Source organism: Halorubrum orientale (genome assembly GCF_059623105.1).
Genome location: NZ_JBSPSR010000009.1, coordinates 93,591 through 109,333, shown reverse-complemented (window position 1 = coordinate 109,333; position 15,743 = coordinate 93,591). Strand labels below are relative to the sequence as shown.

Here is a 15,743-nt window from a genome sequence, read left to right as displayed (position 1 = left end):
ATACAGACCAGAGTATCCTACGGTCGGCGTAGGAGAAAGTTGCCCCCGTGGGGGGTGGCGCTAATGCCAGACCCCCAACGCGAGGAATCCCACGGCTTCAGCCGTGTGGAGGATGTCAAGCCGAGAGGCGAGGTTCGTGTCCCGGCACTCGAAAGCGCAACGACGATACCGCGGGGCGTCGAATCGAGCCGTATGTACGAGGCGGTCCACGCCCACCCAGACGGCGACGCCACCGTCGCACGCCACGCGGCCACCGCCGCCCGATACGGGTACGACGGGATCGTCGTTCGGACCCGCTCAGCGCTCTCTCCGGTGTCAGCGACAGGAGCCGGCGTCGACGACACACCCGACACTGACCGGCCGCCCACCGCCACTGCCGTCGCCGATCGGTACGACGTCGACGTCGTCGACGCGGTCGAGGTCGACGCCGACGACCCCGGCGGCGCCTCGGGTGCGGTCGGAAGCGCCCGCTCGAGTCACACGGTCGTCTGCGTCGTCGGCGGCGACGACCGGCTGAATCGGTACGCCGTCGAAACCCCGCGGGTCGACGTGTTGACCCGCCCGACCGCGGCCGGCGGCGATTTCAATCACGTCCTCGCGAAGGCCGCCCGCGACAACGGCGTTCACGTCGAGTTCGACTTCGGGCCGGTGCTCCGGTCGACGGGTGGTGAGCGCGTTCGCGCGCTCGCGAGCCTCCGCAAGCTTCGGGAGATCGTTACACACTACGACGCCCCGCACGTCGTGAGCGCGAACCCCCGGTCACACCTCGGGCTTCGTGCGCCGCGGGAGCTCGTCGCGGTTGCCGTCGAGGCGGGGTTCGACCGCGAGTGGGTCCGAGACGGGCTGGTCGCGTGGGCGACGATCGCCTCCCGGAACCGGGACCGACGCTCCGGGAGTTTCATAGAGCCCGGCGTCAGACGTGGACGGTATGAAACAGAGCGTTGAGGAGCACGCGGCACGCTTCACGGAGAAAGCGGCCGCGTACGACGACTCGAAGAGCGACGAGTATCACGCCTGTGCGTCCCTCGTTGTCGCCCACGCCGATCCGACCGACGACGACGTGGTCGCCGACCTCGGTGCCGGCACGGGCGCGATCGCGCTCGCGGTCGCGCCGGACGCCCACTACGTCCTCGCGCGCGACGTGAGCGAGGGAATGATGGAGGAAGGTCGCCGGAAGGCCTCGTCGGCGCGGATCACCAACGTCGAGTTCGCTCACGGTCGGTTCCGCGAGCCGAACCTCACGACGCCCGACGACCGCCCGATCGATGTTGTTACGTCGAACTTCGCGCTCCACCACCTCGACGACGACGAGAAGCGCGAGGCAATCGCGACGATGGCCGAGACGGGCGCGCGCCGAATCGTCCTCGGCGACGTGATGTTCTTTGCGGGCCCCGACCCAGACGAGCCCTTCTATAGCCCCGAAGTCGACGACCCGGCGACGGTCGGCACACTCGTTGAGGCATTCACCGACGAGGGGTTCGCGGTGGTCGATGTTGAGCGCGTTCACGACCAAATCGGCGTGATTGTCGCCGAACGGCTTGGAGACGGTGACCAGCCAGATGAGGGCCCTACGAGCGACGCGAACACGGCCGACAGTCCGAGCGCCGGTGACTCGTGAAGCACCTCCCGAAGCACCTCCGCCCGCGCTGGCGCTATCTCGCGGTGGGAATCGAGGCGTGGTCAGACGCCGACTTCGGCCGCCGGGCGTTCCAGCGAGCGCTCTGGTACAGCGCCGGCAACCTCCTTGGTGATCCGGGGAGCGCAGACGCCGGGTTGGAGCTTCTCTCGTTCCGCTTTTCGGAGGGTACAGGCGAGGCGGTCGTCCGCGTTCGGCGAGACCACACCGAGTCCGCTCGCGCCGCTATCGCCTGCGTGCACGCGATAGACGGCGACCCAGTGGGCATCCACATTCGCGGAATCTCGGGGACGGTGCGAGCCTGTGAAGAAAGATATATGCGTCGCGCGGCCGCCAGTTTAACACAGCGAGACGTCGCGTTCGGGGGCGCCGAGCGGCCCGCCGTCGTGCGTGGAGACGCGTGCGACGTGCAGACCGAGTCGGGCACCGTCGGCGCGACCGCGTTCGACATCGAGTGATATCATGCAGGGACAATCCCAACAGCAGGCGTACGACCGTGGCATCACCATCTTCTCTCCCGACGGCCGGCTCTACCAGGTCGAATACGCGCGTGAGGCCGTCAAACGTGGTACTGCGAGTGTCGGTATCCGGGCGGCAGACGGCGTCGTCCTCGCGGCCGACAAGCGCGCCCGCTCTCCGCTCATGGAGCCGGAGAGCATCGAGAAGCTACATAAGGCGGACGACCACGTCGGTGTCGCCAGTGCGGGGCACGTCGCCGACGCGCGACAGCTCATCGACTTCGCCCGCCGCCAGGCACAGGTCAACCGGCTGCGATACGGCGAGGCGATCGGCATCGAGACGCTCACGAAGACGATCACTGATCATATCCAGCAGTACACTCAGATCGGTGGCGCCCGTCCCTTCGGGGTCGCACTGATCGTCGGTGGCGTCGAAGGCGGCGAGCCGCGCCTCTTCGAGACTGACCCCTCCGGGACGCCCTACGAGTGGCAGGCGCTCTCTATCGGGTCGAACCGGAGTGACCTCCGCGACTACCTCGAGGCCGAGTACGATCCTGACATCTCGACGGACGAGGCGGTCGCACTCGCACTCGACACCCTCGCGGAGACGACAGACGAGGGGATGGAGCCCGACGGGGTCGGCGTCGCGACGATCACGGCCGACGACGGACAGTACCGCGAGGTACCAGCTGACGAGCTCGAGACGATCCTCGACGACCACGACCTACTCGCCGAGTCTGACGACGAGTCCGACGCGGACGACGCCAGCGACGTCGAATAGTCGCGTCGCGCCCCCCACAACCGAAACGACCAGGGTTCTCCGCGGACGTGGCGTCGCATGGCCGAACCCGACCCGACGACCGAGCCGTCGACGCTGTTGCCAGACGGCTACCGACTCCACCCATCGACGCCGACGGCCGAGGACTTCTGTCGACTCAGACGCGCGGCCGGGATGAGCGAGCGGTCTCGCGAGGCGGCCGAACGCGGCCTCCCACACACGCTCTTCGGTGTTCACGTCGTCGAGACAGATACGGAGACGGCGGTCGGGATGGCGCGTGTCGTCGGCGACGGAGGCGCGAACTTTCACCTCGTCGACACCGCGGTCGCCGAGCCACACCAGGGACGGGGGATCGGCACCGCGATGGTCGACGCAGTCGTTCGATGGATACGAGCGACTGCTCCTGACGGCGCCTACGTCGACCTGCTCGCCGACGTCGACGGCTTCTACGAGCGGTGGTGCTTCGAGGATACGGCGCCCGACTCCAGAGCCATGGGCGTCCGCAGCGAGTCGCTGCGATCGTTCACCCCGTCCGACGAGTAATCGAACGTCACACGAGTCAGTGCTCGCCGTACGAGCGACCTTGCGCCGTACGGGTGACCGTGTACTGTCCGGGTCTTCGGGAGAGTTATGCCGACGGCCCGCGACGGGTCGACCGTGCAGCAGACGGCACTCATCACCGGCTGTTCGTCGGGTATCGGTCGCGCGACGGCGGAGACGTTCCTCGAAGAGGGGTGGACGGTGTACGCCACCGCGCGACGTCCGGCCGACGTGCAGACGCTCGGCGAGGCGGGCTGTGAGCTGGCGACACTCGACGTCACCGACCCAGATGACGTTGACCGCGTCGTCACCCGGGTGCTCGACGAAACGGGCACGATCGACGCGCTGGTGAACAACGCCGGCTACGGCCAGTTTGGCCCCGTTGAAGACGTCACCCCCGATGGGGTTCACGACCAGTTCGCCGTGAACGTCTACGGCCCCCATCGGCTGATCCGCGCGGCCCTGCCTGCGATGCGACGTGAGGGTGATGGAACCATCGTGAACGTCTCGTCTGTCGCTGGTCGGGTCGCTGTCCCCGGCGGTGGCGTCTACTCGAGCTCGAAGTTCGCGCTTGAGGCGCTCTCGGACGCCCTTCGGAACGAGGTGCGGGAGTTCGGCATCGACGTCGTTGTCGTCGAGCCAGGTCCGGTTCGCACGCAGTTTTCCGACCGGGTGAGCCGAGAAGCCAACCCGGACGAGACCGACGGTATCGAGCGATCCGGCGCGTACGACGAATTTTACGCGCTTTTCGAGGACGCCCAGGCGATCGGTGGCGATGGACCGGGTGCGGTCGATCCGGTGGTTGTCGCCGAGGCGATCGTCGACGCCGCGGCCGCACGGAATCCGCCGGCGCGCATCCAACCCGGAACCCCGGCGCGGATCGGGGTCCTCGCGCGGTTCCTCCCCGACTCGGTTCGGGACCGCGGATTCGACCTCCTCCGGAAGCTCACCACCTGAGCGACTGGTTCGTGGCCGGAACGCACTCGCAGGCGACGCATTCTGCGGTCGTGGCTGGACCAGTATCACTAGCGCTCATCGTGTGGTATCACTAGCGCTCATCGTGTGATATCACTAGCGCTCATCGTGTGGATCGAGCGCGAATGGACTCTCACGCGCACGCCACGGCCACCCCGGGAGCCGTGTCTGGAACCCGGCGGCGACTGCCGCGTCGAGGTCGTCGGCGCCCGCGGTGCCGGTACCCGTCGCGGTGGCATCGTCGTCAACGAACGTATCTGCGACGTGGAACGTCGCGCCCGCGAGGACCGATAGTGGCTGCCCTCCGGCTATCGTTGCGGCCAACTCACGCCCAAGCACCTCGTCGACGACGAAGCCCGGGTAGTCTCTCTCGACGTCGAGGTCGCGTAACAGTCCGACGTAGCCGGCCACGTTCACCGCGACCGCGCCATCCGCGAAGACGGCGTCGACCTCGCGACGATACGTCTCCGGTTCGACGTGCGTCACCTCGGTGTCGAAGCGCCGGCCGAGGTGGTCGCGTGTTTCGTTCAGGATCGGCACGACGACCGGGGCGCGCTCGCGCAGCCAGTCGCGCTCCTCGCGGACGCGCGTTTGGGTGATCTGCATGCATCCCGGTGCCCACGAGGGAATATCCGTTTTGCGAAGTGTTTTATAACGATGGGGGTCTACTCGGATACAAGCGGGTTTTCGCTGGCTGTTCCCGCACAATACATATAGAGAGTCCGTCCACGATGTCTTCCGTCACGGTTCGTACGCACCTGGACGCGTCGCGTACCCGTCGGCGAGACGGCGACGGCACCTTACGGCCCGCGGTTGAGCTATGAGCCAAGTCGATACGCAACTCGAGAATCTGAAGTCGACGATAGAACAGGAGGTCCCGAGCGACGTCCGCGTTACGGACGTAAAGTACGAGGGCCCAGAACTGGTCGTGTACACCCGCGACCCCAAGGAATTTGCCGGCGATGGCGACCTGATACGCCAGCTCGCCTCCAAACTCCGGAAGCGAATTACGGTCCGTCCCGACCCGTCCGTGCTTTCTTCACCGGACCGGGCCGAAGCGGAGGTCCGCGAGGTGATCCCCGAAGCGGCCGGTGTGACGGACCTCGACTTCCACGAGGATACCGGTGAGGTGGTGATCGAGGCACAAAAACCTGGAATGGTGATCGGGAGACGAGGGTCGACGCTCCGTGAGATCACCCAAGAAGTGGGGTGGACGCCCGAGGTAGTACGGACGCCACCTATCGAGTCATCGACCGTCTCGAACGTCCGGGGATTCCTGAAAAATGAGCGCGAAGAGCGCCGCGACATCCTCGAGCGCGTCGGGAGACAGATCCACCGTGAGGAGCTCTCGGACGACGAGTGGGTCAGGATCACGACACTCGGCTGCTGTCGGGAGGTCGGACGCGCCGCGTTCGTGCTCTCGACGCCGGAGACCCGGATCCTCATCGACTGCGGCGACAAACCGGGCGCGGAGGGCGAGGTTCCGTACCTACAGGTGCCGGAGGGGCTCGGGACTGGCGCCGCGACCATCGACGCGGTGGTGTTGACCCACGCACACCTCGATCACTCGGCGCTGCTCCCACTGTTGTACAAGTACGGCTACGACGGCCCCGTCTACACGACGGAGCCGACCCGTGACCTAATGGGGCTGCTCCAACTCGACTACCTCGATGTCGCCGCCAAGGAGGGACGGACGCCGCCGTACGAGTCCGCACAGGTCCGTGAGACGATCAAACACACGATCCCGCTTGAGTTCGGTGACGTCACCGACATTGCGCCCGACGTCAAGATCACCTTCCATAACGCGGGCCATATCCTCGGCTCCGCGGTGACGCACTTTCACATCGGTGACGGGCTCTACAACGTCGCCTTCTCCGGCGACATCCACTACGAGGACACCCGACTGTTCAACGGCGCGGTAAACGACTTTCCGCGGGTCGAGACCCTGGTGTTAGAGTCGACATACGGCGGCCGCAACGACTACCAGACCGACCAAGCCGACTCCGAGCGCGAGCTGAAAAAGGTGATCAACGAGACGTACGAGGCCGGTGGTACGGTTGTCATTCCGGCGTTCGCGGTGGGGCGCTCACAGGAGATCATGCTCGTCTTAGAAGAGGCGATGCGCGAGGGCGATATCCCGTCGATGCCGGTCCACCTCGACGGCATGATCTGGGAAGCGACCGCCATTCACACCACGTATCCGGAGTACCTGCGTGACGACCTGCGCGACCGCATATTCCACGAAGACGCGAACCCGTTCCTCGCCGAGGAGTTCAACCACATCGACGGCGGTGAAGACGAGCGCCAAGATGTCGCCGACGGCGACCAATGTATCGTGCTTTCGACCTCCGGGATGGTCGAAGGCGGCCCGATCATGTCGTGGCTTCGCCACATTGGTCCCGACCCGGACTCGACGCTCGTTTTCGTCGGCTACCAGGCGCAGGGGACGCTTGGCCGACGACTCCAGAACGGCTGGGACGAGATTCCCGTCTCTGACTGGGGCAACGGCGGCCGCGGCGACACTCTCTCGTTGGAGATGGGCGTCGAGACCGTCGACGGCTTCTCTGGACACGCCGACCGCCAAGGGCTCGAGAACTTCGTGAAGACGATGAACCCGCGTCCAGAGAAGGTGCTCTGTGTCCACGGCGACGAGCGCTCCGTCCAGGACCTCTCGTCGGCGCTGTATCACGACTACAACATGCGGACGTTCGCCCCGAAGAATCTGGAGACGTTCCGGTTCAAATGAGGCGTTCGTGACTGCCTCTGGGTCGTCATCGTCGTTCAACGCCTGCGTGTGCGCTGCCGTCACTCGACGCGACGAGAGCGCTTAAGCCCCCACCCGGAGAGTGCCTGAACATGCGCATCGCGCTCATCGCGCACGACGAACTGAAAGACGAGATGGTCGCGTTCGCGAACACCCACGCGGACGTCCTCACAGACCACGAGCTGGTGACGACTGGCACCACCGGTGGCCGGATTGCTGATGAGACGTCGCTGTCGGTGACACCGCAGGCCTCTGGACCACTCGGCGGTGACCTCCAGATCGGTGCCATGGTGGCCGACGGCGACGTCGACGGCCTGATCTTCCTCCGCGATCCGCTTACGGCCCAGCCGCACGAGCCCGACATCTCCGCGCTCTTGCGTGTCTGTGACGTCAAAGATGTGCCCGTCGCGACGAATATGGCGACCGCAGAGCTGTTGATACAGGGGCTCTTTGAGCACGGCGGTTCGTTCGACACCGACCTCTTAGACGACGAGTCGCCGCTCACCGACTGACGGGTCGGACCCCGCTTCTCAGCGCTGATACCTGGGCCGCCGGGATTTATCATCCACTCCGGCTCGATACGATCATGGATGGACCGTCGACGCGGCGCGCTCGACTGATGCTCGTCGCCGTTCTCGTCAGTGTCTGCTGTCTCGCTGCCGCGGTGGGGCTAGGTGTCGTCGCCGCCGAGCAGGTCGTCGAGGGTACGTCGGCCGACGGTCCACTCGTCGGGCAATCGATCGACCCGTCGCCCGCTGAGTCACCCGCCCGCGACGGTGGTCCGATCACAGGATGTTTCACCGGGGACGGGTATCCGCTCGCGATCGGAAACGGTTCGGCACAGATCGATGCGGCCGTCCACGCTTCGGTACTCACGGATCCGGCCGCTGGCGACGAGGGGGGCGTCGAGCTCGCCGGTAGCCTCGAGCAAACGCGAATCGTGACGCTCGCGGCTGGTGTCCGCCTCGACGCGCCGGGGATCCTCGCGGCGGGCGCGAACCCGTTCGCCGCGTTCGATCTCCTGTACACCTACGAGCTTCAGCTTCCGATGTTCGCCGGCGCACTCGGCACGTCCGCGTATCGAGGCGATGTTCCACCGGTGGGAAGTGCTACCGACGCCGTCCCGTGTCGACACTAGCCTCGCACACGGCGGACGAGTCTCAGCAACGTTCGACGCGCCTCGTCGGCCCTGTCGCCGAGCGGATACCCGCCTCCCGCAAGCAGGTAGTCGTCGGCCGTCCAAACGGCGAGCAGCGCCTCGACGGGGACGTGCCCGGGAGTGCCCGCAATCGTCTCGTTGGGTGCGTCCTCGACCGGCTCTAGTACGGCCTGCCCGCGGTAGGTCACGAGCGTCGCCCGCGAAGCAGCCGGATCGTCAATACTGATCTGTCGCTCACCGTGCGACTCGACCGCGTCGATGCTGCGGTCCGCGAGGCGGTCGCGAAATCCCGAGCGCGCGCGACGCTCGACGAGTCGGGTGAGCGCCCGGTTCGGCGATGTCTCGGGTCGGATCGCCAGTCGACTCGCGAAAAAGAAGGGCGCGGGCGGCTGCTCGGCCGGTCGCTCGAATCGAACCGTTGTCGCCGTGACCGACACGGGGCCGGCGGCGAATGGCTGCTCTGTGGCGTGCTCGACTTGGTGCCAGTCGCCGAGCTGATCAGCGGGGACGACCGGCGGATCCATACTCGTTGTGTCCCACGCAGGCGGATTAAACACCGGGGATCGCTCGGTTCGCTGTCAGCACCGTCGAGATCGGTGCTCGAACGACACGCCGCTCGTCTCCGGGAGTGTGTTCAGTGGTCGTCTTCGCGCCACTTGTGTTCGCAGGCTGTACAGACAAAAAACCGAGTCTCTGACTCGTCTGCCGAGCGGATTTGCTGCATGTACCAGTACGCCCGGTCGTTGTCACACTCGGGACAATGCGCGGTCGTCGTCGGGAGCCCTTTGTCTTCGGCGTCGCTGACGTCGACGATCTCGGATTCGACCTGCGACTCTGTTGTCCAGACGTCTTCGTCGTCGCCGTCACGTCCGACCTCGTAGCCGCACGCCGTACAGACCCAGTGGTCTTCGCCCTCGCCCGACTTCATCATCGATCCGCACTCGTCGCAGAACTTCATGCCGGTCACAACCCCGCACGATACATAAGCGGCGGGATCCGCCGTGCCGTCCCGCGGCACCGACTCGACTGGATCTGCCGTTCTACAGACCGCAACAGGCGGCTCAGGGCGTTTCGAAGTGGTCTGCGAGCGCGAAGCGAATCCGTTCTTCGTCGGCCCCCTTGGTCTCTCGTCCGGTGAGTACAATCTCGCCGATCTCACCGGTCGTATCGACGTGTGTGCCCGCACACGCGGTGCGGTCGTACGGTTCTGTGTCGTCTGTGCCCCCAATCTCGACGATCCGAAGCTCGGTGATGGAGTCGGGGAGGAGGTGAATACGCGTCCGTTCGGTGTCGAGCGTCGCCTCCGCCTCCGCGCGGTCCAGCGTGTAGCGATCGACCGGCAGGTCGGCGTCGACGAGCTCTCTGAGCCTCGTCTCGATCTGTCTGAGGTCGTCGTCATCGAACCGATCGTAGGCGGCATCGAGGTGGGCGTGGTCCGCGTAGAGCGCGTTCCCGGTCGTCAAGGCGTCGAACGACTCGAGCAACAGTGCCGACAGCAGGTGCTGGGCGGTGTGGTACCGCGAGTGTGCCCGTCGTCGCTCCCAGTCGATCGTCCCCACAACGACCGTTCCGGGTGCGGGAAGCGTCGACGTGTCGTCGGTATCCACCGCTGTCGCGTCGGCATCTCCGTCGGCCGGTTTGACCGTGTGGTACACGGCATCTTGTTTGTCCACGTCGACGACGCGGAACCGTCGATCTGGGCCGTCGGCGACGGCCAGGGTACCGGTGTCGTGTGGCTGGCCGCCGCCGGTCGGGTAGAAGTGGGTTCCATCGAGGACGACTCGGTCGTCAAGGGTCCGTTCGACGGTCGCTTCGAACGTCTCGACCGTGTCGTCGGTGAGATAGCGCTGTTCGGTCACGTTCGCGCTACTCGGCCGGGGCACGTATACCTCTCGGGGGCTCGGCCGGTCGCGGCTCACGTGACGATCCGGGTACCATCCACCGTCTGCCGCCTGACGGCGGGCGTCGTAACGCCTAAGAACGAAACGCCCGTCCAGTAGCGTAATGAATCATGAGTCTCTCGCCCGGGGTGGTCTGTGTGGGCGTCGAAATTAAGCAAACGGAGGTCACCGATGCGGACTTCACCGAGATGAGACAGTTCGTGCGCGACTATCTTGTCGCCAGCGTCGAGGCCGAAGACGATGGCGGTCGGATGCGGTGGTATCCGTGGCACTCGGCCGCTTACCGCTTCAACCACATCCTCAACGTGGTCGACCTCGCGGAGAAGATCGCGGACGCCGAGGGCGCCGACGTCGACGTCGTTCGGGTCGCCGCCGTGTTCCACGACGTCGCGAAGCTCGAAGCCGACCAAGACGTCCACGCCGAGGCCGGTGCCCGGGTCGCCCGGGAATACCTCCAGAGCCGCGGAACGTATCCCGAGTCGTTCATCGAGGAGGTAGCGGGTGCGGTCGTCGACCACTCGTACACCGGCGACCTCGCAAACGTTCCCCTCGAGAGCCGGTGTCTGATAGAGGCCGACGTGCTCGACAAAGTTGGGGCGAACGGCGCCGTGTTGATGTTGTTGCGCATGGGCTACGAATCTCGAACGCACATGGACGCCGCAAAGATGGTTGACCGGGTACTCGATCGCGGCCGTGACCATATCGACCGGGTCGTCTCGGACACCGCAGAGAGCATCGCTCACCAGCGGCTCAAGCGCGTTCGGTGGCTCCGCGAGTGGCTCGAGATGGAGGTCGCCGAGATGGATGCTGCGGGCGTCACCGACCGATAGCGGGTGACCGTGGTCTAGCGGCCATACTACCGATGCGGCGTCCCGAGCCAGCCGACCGACTCAGTCGTCTGCGGCTACTGGCGTCTCGCCGCTCAACTGGTCACGGTCGTGTGGGGCCTCCCAGTCAAGATCCGGTCCGCGCGCGATAATCCCGGTCGGCGTCACGTCTGGGTGCGTCGTGTAGTAGTGCTCTTTGATGTGGGCCATCTCGACCGTCTCGGCGACGCCCGGCGTCTGATACAGGTCGCGGGTGTACGGCCACAGGTGCTCGTATTCGTGGATATGCTGCCGGTTACACATGAAGTGGGTGTGGTACACCTGGTCGAACCGGACCAGCGTCGTGAACAGACAGAGGTCTGCTTCGGTCAGGGTGTCGCCGGCGAGGTAGCGCTGATCTGCGAGGTGGTCGTTCCACCGGTCGAGCGCGGCAAAGAGGTCGGCTATCGCCTCGTCGTAGGCGGCCTGGCTGGTCGCGAAGCCGGCGCGGTAGACGCCGTTGTTGATCGGCTCGTAGATGTCTGTGATGACCGCATCAACTCGGTCACGGATCGCCGGGTCGTCCGGCAGCAGCGAGACGTCGTTTCCGAGGTCGTCGAACGCGGTCGTGAGCATCCGGAGGATCTCGCGCGACTCGTTGTTGACGATGGTGTCTTCGACGGTGTCCCAGAGCACGGGGACGGTTACGCGACAGGTCGCCTCTGGGTCAGCAGCGACGTACCGTTCGCGGAGGGTGTCGCTCCCGTGGAGGTGGTCGACGGTACAGCCGGGCTTGTCGGGTGTGAACTGCCAGCCATCCTCACCGCGCCACGGGTCGACGACGCTCACGCCGATCGCGTCTTCGAGTCCGAGCAGCGACCGCGCGAGGAGCGTCCGGTGTGCCCACGGACAGGCGTACGATACGTAAAGATGGTACCGACCCGCCTCCGGCTGGAAGCGGTCGTCGGGTTCTGCGTCCACGTTATCGGGGACGTCGCTGCCGGCGATCCAGTTCCGGAACGTTGTCGTCTGTCGATCGAACGCCCCCGTCTCGTCGGTCGCCTCGAAGGTGTCTGTTCGCCACTCGCCGTCGACGAGTTGATTCATACCCTATCGACGGCCTGGAGACGTATAGTCGGGGCGGGGACACGCGTGTCACCCGGGTCGATGTGCGTCACTCGGGCACTCGGTATCGGTGCGCGCGTGCGACACACCCCGTCAGTGACCGTCGTCCGCGTCGTCTGCTTCGACCACGTCGACCGATTCGACCGCGTCGTCTTTGGGGATCTCGACTTCGAGCGTGCCGTGGGTGGTAACCGTCGCGGTCGCTCCCCGAGGAGTCACGTCGGCGTCTTCAGGAAGTGTCGCGGTTCCGGTGAGTTCGAGTCCGCGGCCGGGAAACACGAGTTCGGCGTGCTCGTAGAACTCACGGAAGCGGTCAAGCTGTACCTCGATGGTGTGGTCACGAAAGCGCACGCTGACGTCCTCGCCGCGGACGCCGGGGGCGTCGAAGACGACAAGGTAGGCGTCATCGCTCTCGAGGAGATCGACCGAGAGCGGTCGGCGCTCCTGCAGCTTGCTCCAGCCGCGACCGGCCCGGGAGAGCGCCCGGTGTACGACGGATCGACCGGTTTCGACGATCTGTGACACGTGATCACACCTCGATTTCAACCAGCTCGGTCCCGCCACAGTACGGACACGAAAGGTCACCCACCGCGTGCTCGTCGGGGACGTCGTACGTGTAGTGGTTCTCGAACATGTCGAGTTCGCAGTCGTCGTCGACGCACTTGACCTCCATCGTCGCTGGCATGTGTGGACGTTGTGTGGGCGAGGGCTTAAACGGCGTGGCAGCACTCGATCGAGTGTGCGATCCGACTCGACACGCGACAACACGTCAGCTGACGGCGGCTCGACCCCTCACGACACATCCGCCGAGGCCCCCGTCACGGTGCTCGGCGTCGACCTCAGCGCGTCGGCGTCGGCCGCCCATCGAAAGACGTGGATAACGCGAGCGACCGTCACTGACGGAGCGGTCGCCCTCCAGAACCCGTTTCCGGCGCGTGCGCTACCGAGCGAGCCACGGAGTCGAGATGCCGTGTTCGACACGCTTCGCCAGACGATAGCCGAGGCCGAGCCGCCGGCTGTCGTGGGGCTCGATGCCCCGTTCTCACTGCCCGACCCAATCGTCGAGGAGCCCGACTGGCGGGCGTTCCTCGAGACCGTTCCGGACACATTCTCGGACGCAGACGATTTTCAAACGACGTGTCATCGACTGACGGAGCGCGCCACCGGTGGCGACCGCAAGGAGATTCTGCGACGGTGTGACGAGCGGTTCGACGGCCTCTGTCCGTACAACCGATTCGTCTTTCGGATCACCTACCACGCCCTCCGAGACCTCCTCGTGCCGCTCGTCCGGTCGGACGCGGCCGCCGCGTGGCCGTTCCAGCCGGGTGCGGCAACGGCCGACCGGGTGCTCCTCGAGACGTATCCCGCTGCCGTGCTCGGGTCGCGGCTCGCGGTCCGCTCGACGACGTACAAAGACGCCCACGACGACCCAGCGTTTCGACGCGCCGTGCTCGACCAGATTCTCACGAGTGACGCGGTCACCGTCGATCCCCAGCCGACGGCGACGGCGATTCGCTCCGTGGTCGCCGACGACGCCGGCGGGGACGCGCTCGACAGCCTTCTCGCGGCGTGGGCGGCCGCGGCCTGGGTCCGCGGTGATCGCCCTACCACCGACCACCGTGCACCGCCAAGTGAGGGGTTCATTCACTACTGAGGGCACAATCGTCTCACCGCCTCAGTCGAACGCCGACACTCGACCATTCCGCACGCGTTTTCAGCCTCCACCGTGTATACAGCGTCAGCATGATTTCCCCGGCCGACACCTCCGTCACGATCGTCGACGGCTACGTCGACGAACCGGCGCACTTCGGGGTGCCGCCGTACCTCTCGACGTACCCACGGTACACGGCCGGCGCGCTCGTCGATGCGGGCGTCCCTGAGTCGGCGATTACGTATCACACGATCGACGAGCTTCGCGCAGACCGCCAGACGCGCGCAGAAGTCGCGGACGCCGATCTCTTTGTCTACGTCGGCGGCATGACGGTCCCGGGTAAGTACGTTGGCGGGACGCCAGCAGAGCCCGACGAGGTGCGCGACCTCGCGTGGACCGCGGACGGCACGACCCTCCTCGGCGGTCCCGTCCGGTTCGGCGTCGGCGAGGAGAACGCCGGCGCACAAGAGATGGAGCGTGACGACCTTGATTACGATTTCGTCGCGAAAGGCGACGTCGAGGCGGCCGCACACGACCTGGTCGTGAACGGACTCGAGGGGTTCGGTGACCGTATGCGCGACACCGAAGAAGCCGACCGCTGGGCGTCACTCGGTGCGTTCGTCGTCGAACAACACCCGAACCACCCCGACTACCTCATCTGCGAGCTGGAGACCGCCCGGGGGTGTGCGTACCGCTGTTCGTTCTGTACGGAGCCGCTCTACGGGAACCCGTCGTTCCGGACGGCCGGCGCAGTCGTCGACGAGGTCGACGCCCTCTCCAACCGTGGAGTGCGCCACTTTCGGCTCGGGCGGCAGGCAGACATCCTCGCATTCGGCGGCGATGGCGAGGCGCCCAATCCAGCGGCGCTTCGAGACCTGTACGGGGGGATTCGGCGGGTCGCGCCCGACCTCGAGACACTCCACCTCGACAATATGAACCCGGTGACGATCACTGAGTACCCGGACGCCTCCCGCGAGGCGATCCGTATCATCGCCGAACACAACACCCCGGGCGACACGGCTGCGTTCGGACTCGAGTCGGCGGATCCGGTCGTCAAATCCCAGAACGACCTGCTCGTCACCGCAGACGAGTGTCTGGCGGCCGTTCGCGTCGTCAACGAGGAGGGCGGCTGGCGGCCAGGCGATCCGCCGGCAAGTGAGTCCGGTGGCGTCTCCGGTCCCGACCCCGACCGCCGCTACGGTCCCTCGACCGGTCCCGCCGCCTCGCCGCGGCTCCCGAAGCTCCTGCCTGGCATCAACCTCGTTCACGGGTTGAAAGGCGAGCGTCCGGAGACGTACGAACACAACAAGCGCTTCCTTCAATCCGTCTACGACGAGGGGCTCATGCTCCGCCGCATCAACGTCCGGCAGGTGATGGCGTTCGCGGGCACGGAGATGGCCGAGACCGGCGCGGAGATCGCGAAGGCCCACCGCGACCAGTTCCAGGCGTACAAACGCGAGATCCGTGAGACGGTCGACAACCCGATGCTCGACCGCGTCGTCCCACCGGGAACGGTCCTCCCTGATGTCCACTTGGAGTACCACCAGGATGGGAAGACGTTCGGTCGACAGGTCGGGACGTACGCCCTGCTCGTGGCGGTTCCGGGCGAGCGCGAGCTCGGTACCGTCATCGACGTGGCGGTCACCGACCACGGCTACCGCTCGGTCACCGGCGTGCCGTACCCGCTCGACGTCAACGCGGCATCGATGGCCGAGCTGACCGCGATTCCGGGGATCACCCGGAGCCGCGCCGGCGACATCGTCGTCAGCCGGCCGTACGAGACTGTTTCGGCCGTCGACGACGGCGTTGCCGACCTCTCGCGGTTTGCGGTGGCCGGCGATGCCTCAGCCGCGATCCCAGGGTCCGACCGAAGCGGCTCCGGTCCGGGTCCCGACATGCAATCCTCGCTGGGTCGCGGTGACTGATAGCGCTCACGCCAGAACCGAACGA

The 15,743-nt window shown here is 66.1% G+C and carries 19 protein-coding genes; 12 read left to right on the top strand and 7 right to left on the bottom strand.

The features are described 5' to 3' along the window. Positions 1-192 precede the first annotated feature (192 nt). From ACWUI7_RS11950 to ACWUI7_RS11925, 6 genes are all read left to right on the top strand, one after another. Positions 193-945, top strand: a complete 753-nt coding sequence (locus ACWUI7_RS11950; protein WP_496642449.1) for an RNase P subunit p30 family protein — start codon at positions 193-195, stop codon at positions 943-945. Further along, a complete protein-coding gene (locus tag ACWUI7_RS11945; RefSeq protein ID WP_496642442.1) occupies positions 929-1,618 on the top strand; it encodes a class I SAM-dependent methyltransferase in 690 nt (229 codons plus the stop codon). Before ACWUI7_RS11950 ends, ACWUI7_RS11945 begins: the two co-directional genes overlap by 17 nt. Continuing rightward, positions 1,615-2,094 carry an Rpp14/Pop5 family protein gene (locus ACWUI7_RS11940; RefSeq protein ID WP_496642441.1) on the top strand — a complete coding sequence of 160 codons (480 nt, stop codon included), beginning with the start codon at positions 1,615-1,617 and terminating at the stop codon, positions 2,092-2,094. The genes ACWUI7_RS11945 and ACWUI7_RS11940 overlap by 4 nt, the downstream gene beginning before the upstream one ends. A 4-nt stretch (positions 2,095-2,098) precedes the next feature. Continuing rightward, positions 2,099-2,875, top strand: coding sequence for an archaeal proteasome endopeptidase complex subunit alpha (gene psmA / locus ACWUI7_RS11935; RefSeq protein WP_496642440.1), 777 nt, complete (start codon positions 2,099-2,101; stop codon positions 2,873-2,875). 57 nt (positions 2,876-2,932) lie between these two features. Continuing rightward, the gene (locus ACWUI7_RS11930) at positions 2,933-3,415 is read left to right on the top strand and encodes a GNAT family N-acetyltransferase (protein WP_496642439.1); all 483 of its coding nucleotides are present in this window, start codon (positions 2,933-2,935) and stop codon (positions 3,413-3,415) included. 87 nt (positions 3,416-3,502) lie between these two features. Continuing rightward, the gene (locus tag ACWUI7_RS11925) at positions 3,503-4,369 is read left to right on the top strand and encodes an SDR family oxidoreductase (RefSeq protein ID WP_496642438.1); all 867 of its coding nucleotides are present in this window, start codon (positions 3,503-3,505) and stop codon (positions 4,367-4,369) included. A 114-nt stretch (positions 4,370-4,483) separates the two neighbouring features. On the opposite strand, the gene ACWUI7_RS11920 is transcribed toward ACWUI7_RS11925, so the two are convergent. Next, positions 4,484-4,993: a DUF7984 family protein gene (locus ACWUI7_RS11920; RefSeq protein WP_496642437.1), complete on the bottom strand. Its 510-nt coding sequence runs from the start codon at positions 4,991-4,993 to the stop codon at positions 4,484-4,486. 214 nt (positions 4,994-5,207) lie between these two features. On the opposite strand from ACWUI7_RS11920, the gene ACWUI7_RS11915 reads away from it, so the two are divergent. The 3 genes from ACWUI7_RS11915 to ACWUI7_RS11905 all read left to right on the top strand — a co-directional run bounded on the left by ACWUI7_RS11915 (position 5,208) and on the right by ACWUI7_RS11905 (position 8,289). Next, the gene (locus ACWUI7_RS11915; RefSeq protein ID WP_496642436.1) at positions 5,208-7,133 is read left to right on the top strand and encodes a beta-CASP ribonuclease aCPSF1; all 1,926 of its coding nucleotides are present in this window, start codon (positions 5,208-5,210) and stop codon (positions 7,131-7,133) included. 110 nt (positions 7,134-7,243) lie between these two features. Further along, positions 7,244-7,663 carry a methylglyoxal synthase gene (locus tag ACWUI7_RS11910; RefSeq protein ID WP_496642435.1) on the top strand — a complete coding sequence of 140 codons (420 nt, stop codon included), beginning with the start codon at positions 7,244-7,246 and terminating at the stop codon, positions 7,661-7,663. Positions 7,664-7,737: 74 nt separating this feature from the next. Next, a complete protein-coding gene (locus ACWUI7_RS11905) occupies positions 7,738-8,289 on the top strand; it encodes a DUF7332 family protein (RefSeq protein WP_496642434.1) in 552 nt (183 codons plus the stop codon). On the opposite strand, the gene ACWUI7_RS11900 is transcribed toward ACWUI7_RS11905, so the two are convergent. The 3 genes from ACWUI7_RS11900 to ACWUI7_RS11890 all read right to left on the bottom strand — a co-directional run bounded on the left by ACWUI7_RS11900 (position 8,286) and on the right by ACWUI7_RS11890 (position 10,169). Next, a complete protein-coding gene (locus ACWUI7_RS11900; protein WP_496642433.1) occupies positions 8,286-8,834 on the bottom strand; it encodes a DUF6517 family protein in 549 nt (182 codons plus the stop codon). The genes ACWUI7_RS11905 and ACWUI7_RS11900 overlap by 4 nt on opposite strands. Before the next feature lie 110 nt (positions 8,835-8,944). Then, entirely contained in the window at positions 8,945-9,268 is a 324-nt protein-coding gene (locus ACWUI7_RS11895) for a transcription factor S (protein WP_496642432.1), read from the bottom strand. 103 nt (positions 9,269-9,371) lie between these two features. Continuing rightward, positions 9,372-10,169 (bottom strand): alanyl-tRNA editing protein, encoded by a 798-nt coding sequence (locus ACWUI7_RS11890; protein WP_496642431.1) that lies wholly within the window; start codon positions 10,167-10,169, stop codon positions 9,372-9,374. A gap of 170 nt (positions 10,170-10,339) precedes the next feature. On the opposite strand from ACWUI7_RS11890, the gene ACWUI7_RS11885 reads away from it, so the two are divergent. Next, positions 10,340-11,041, top strand: coding sequence for an HD domain-containing protein (locus ACWUI7_RS11885; RefSeq protein ID WP_496642448.1), 702 nt, complete (start codon positions 10,340-10,342; stop codon positions 11,039-11,041). Positions 11,042-11,101: 60 nt separating this feature from the next. Here ACWUI7_RS11885 and ACWUI7_RS11880 read toward each other — a convergent pair whose 3' ends face one another. The 3 genes from ACWUI7_RS11880 to ACWUI7_RS11870 form a co-directional block, all read right to left on the bottom strand. After that, complete coding sequence (locus ACWUI7_RS11880; RefSeq protein WP_496642430.1) at positions 11,102-12,124, bottom strand: glutathione S-transferase family protein; 1,023 nt, start codon at positions 12,122-12,124, stop codon at positions 11,102-11,104. Between the two features lie 111 nt (positions 12,125-12,235). Further along, complete coding sequence (locus ACWUI7_RS11875) at positions 12,236-12,667, bottom strand: Hsp20/alpha crystallin family protein (RefSeq protein WP_496642429.1); 432 nt, start codon at positions 12,665-12,667, stop codon at positions 12,236-12,238. A 4-nt stretch (positions 12,668-12,671) separates the two neighbouring features. Further along, a complete protein-coding gene (locus ACWUI7_RS11870; protein WP_496642428.1) occupies positions 12,672-12,827 on the bottom strand; it encodes a DUF7559 family protein in 156 nt (51 codons plus the stop codon). Between the two features lie 54 nt (positions 12,828-12,881). Here ACWUI7_RS11870 and ACWUI7_RS11865 point away from each other — a divergent pair, with 54 nt between their 5' ends. Next, a complete protein-coding gene (locus ACWUI7_RS11865; RefSeq protein WP_496642427.1) occupies positions 12,882-13,796 on the top strand; it encodes a DUF429 domain-containing protein in 915 nt (304 codons plus the stop codon). 89 nt (positions 13,797-13,885) lie between these two features. Further along, on the top strand, positions 13,886-15,718 hold the full coding sequence (locus tag ACWUI7_RS11860; protein ID WP_496642426.1) for a radical SAM protein: 1,833 nt from the start codon (positions 13,886-13,888) through the stop codon (positions 15,716-15,718). Positions 15,719-15,743 lie beyond the last annotated feature (25 nt).

Excerpts from the sequence above, each read along its gene's own strand:
- ACWUI7_RS11950 (WP_496642449.1), top strand. The coding sequence starts at position 193 with ATGTACGAGGCGGTCCACGCCCACCCAGACGGCGACGCCACCGTCGCA.
- ACWUI7_RS11945 (WP_496642442.1), top strand. The coding sequence starts at position 929 with ATGAAACAGAGCGTTGAGGAGCACGCGGCACGCTTCACGGAGAAAGCG.
- psmA (WP_496642440.1), top strand. The coding sequence starts at position 2,099 with ATGCAGGGACAATCCCAACAGCAGGCGTACGACCGTGGCATCACCATC.
- ACWUI7_RS11930 (WP_496642439.1), top strand. The coding sequence starts at position 2,933 with ATGGCCGAACCCGACCCGACGACCGAGCCGTCGACGCTGTTGCCAGAC.
- ACWUI7_RS11925 (WP_496642438.1), top strand. The coding sequence starts at position 3,503 with ATGCCGACGGCCCGCGACGGGTCGACCGTGCAGCAGACGGCACTCATC.
- ACWUI7_RS11920 (WP_496642437.1), bottom strand. The coding sequence starts at position 4,993 with ATGCAGATCACCCAAACGCGCGTCCGCGAGGAGCGCGACTGGCTGCGC.
- ACWUI7_RS11915 (WP_496642436.1), top strand. The coding sequence starts at position 5,208 with ATGAGCCAAGTCGATACGCAACTCGAGAATCTGAAGTCGACGATAGAA.
- ACWUI7_RS11910 (WP_496642435.1), top strand. The coding sequence starts at position 7,244 with ATGCGCATCGCGCTCATCGCGCACGACGAACTGAAAGACGAGATGGTC.
- ACWUI7_RS11905 (WP_496642434.1), top strand. The coding sequence starts at position 7,738 with ATGGATGGACCGTCGACGCGGCGCGCTCGACTGATGCTCGTCGCCGTT.
- ACWUI7_RS11900 (WP_496642433.1), bottom strand. The coding sequence starts at position 8,834 with ATGGATCCGCCGGTCGTCCCCGCTGATCAGCTCGGCGACTGGCACCAA.
- ACWUI7_RS11895 (WP_496642432.1), bottom strand. The coding sequence starts at position 9,268 with ATGAAGTTCTGCGACGAGTGCGGATCGATGATGAAGTCGGGCGAGGGC.
- ACWUI7_RS11880 (WP_496642430.1), bottom strand. The coding sequence starts at position 12,124 with ATGAATCAACTCGTCGACGGCGAGTGGCGAACAGACACCTTCGAGGCG.
- ACWUI7_RS11870 (WP_496642428.1), bottom strand. The coding sequence starts at position 12,827 with ATGCCAGCGACGATGGAGGTCAAGTGCGTCGACGACGACTGCGAACTC.
- ACWUI7_RS11860 (WP_496642426.1), top strand. The coding sequence starts at position 13,886 with ATGATTTCCCCGGCCGACACCTCCGTCACGATCGTCGACGGCTACGTC.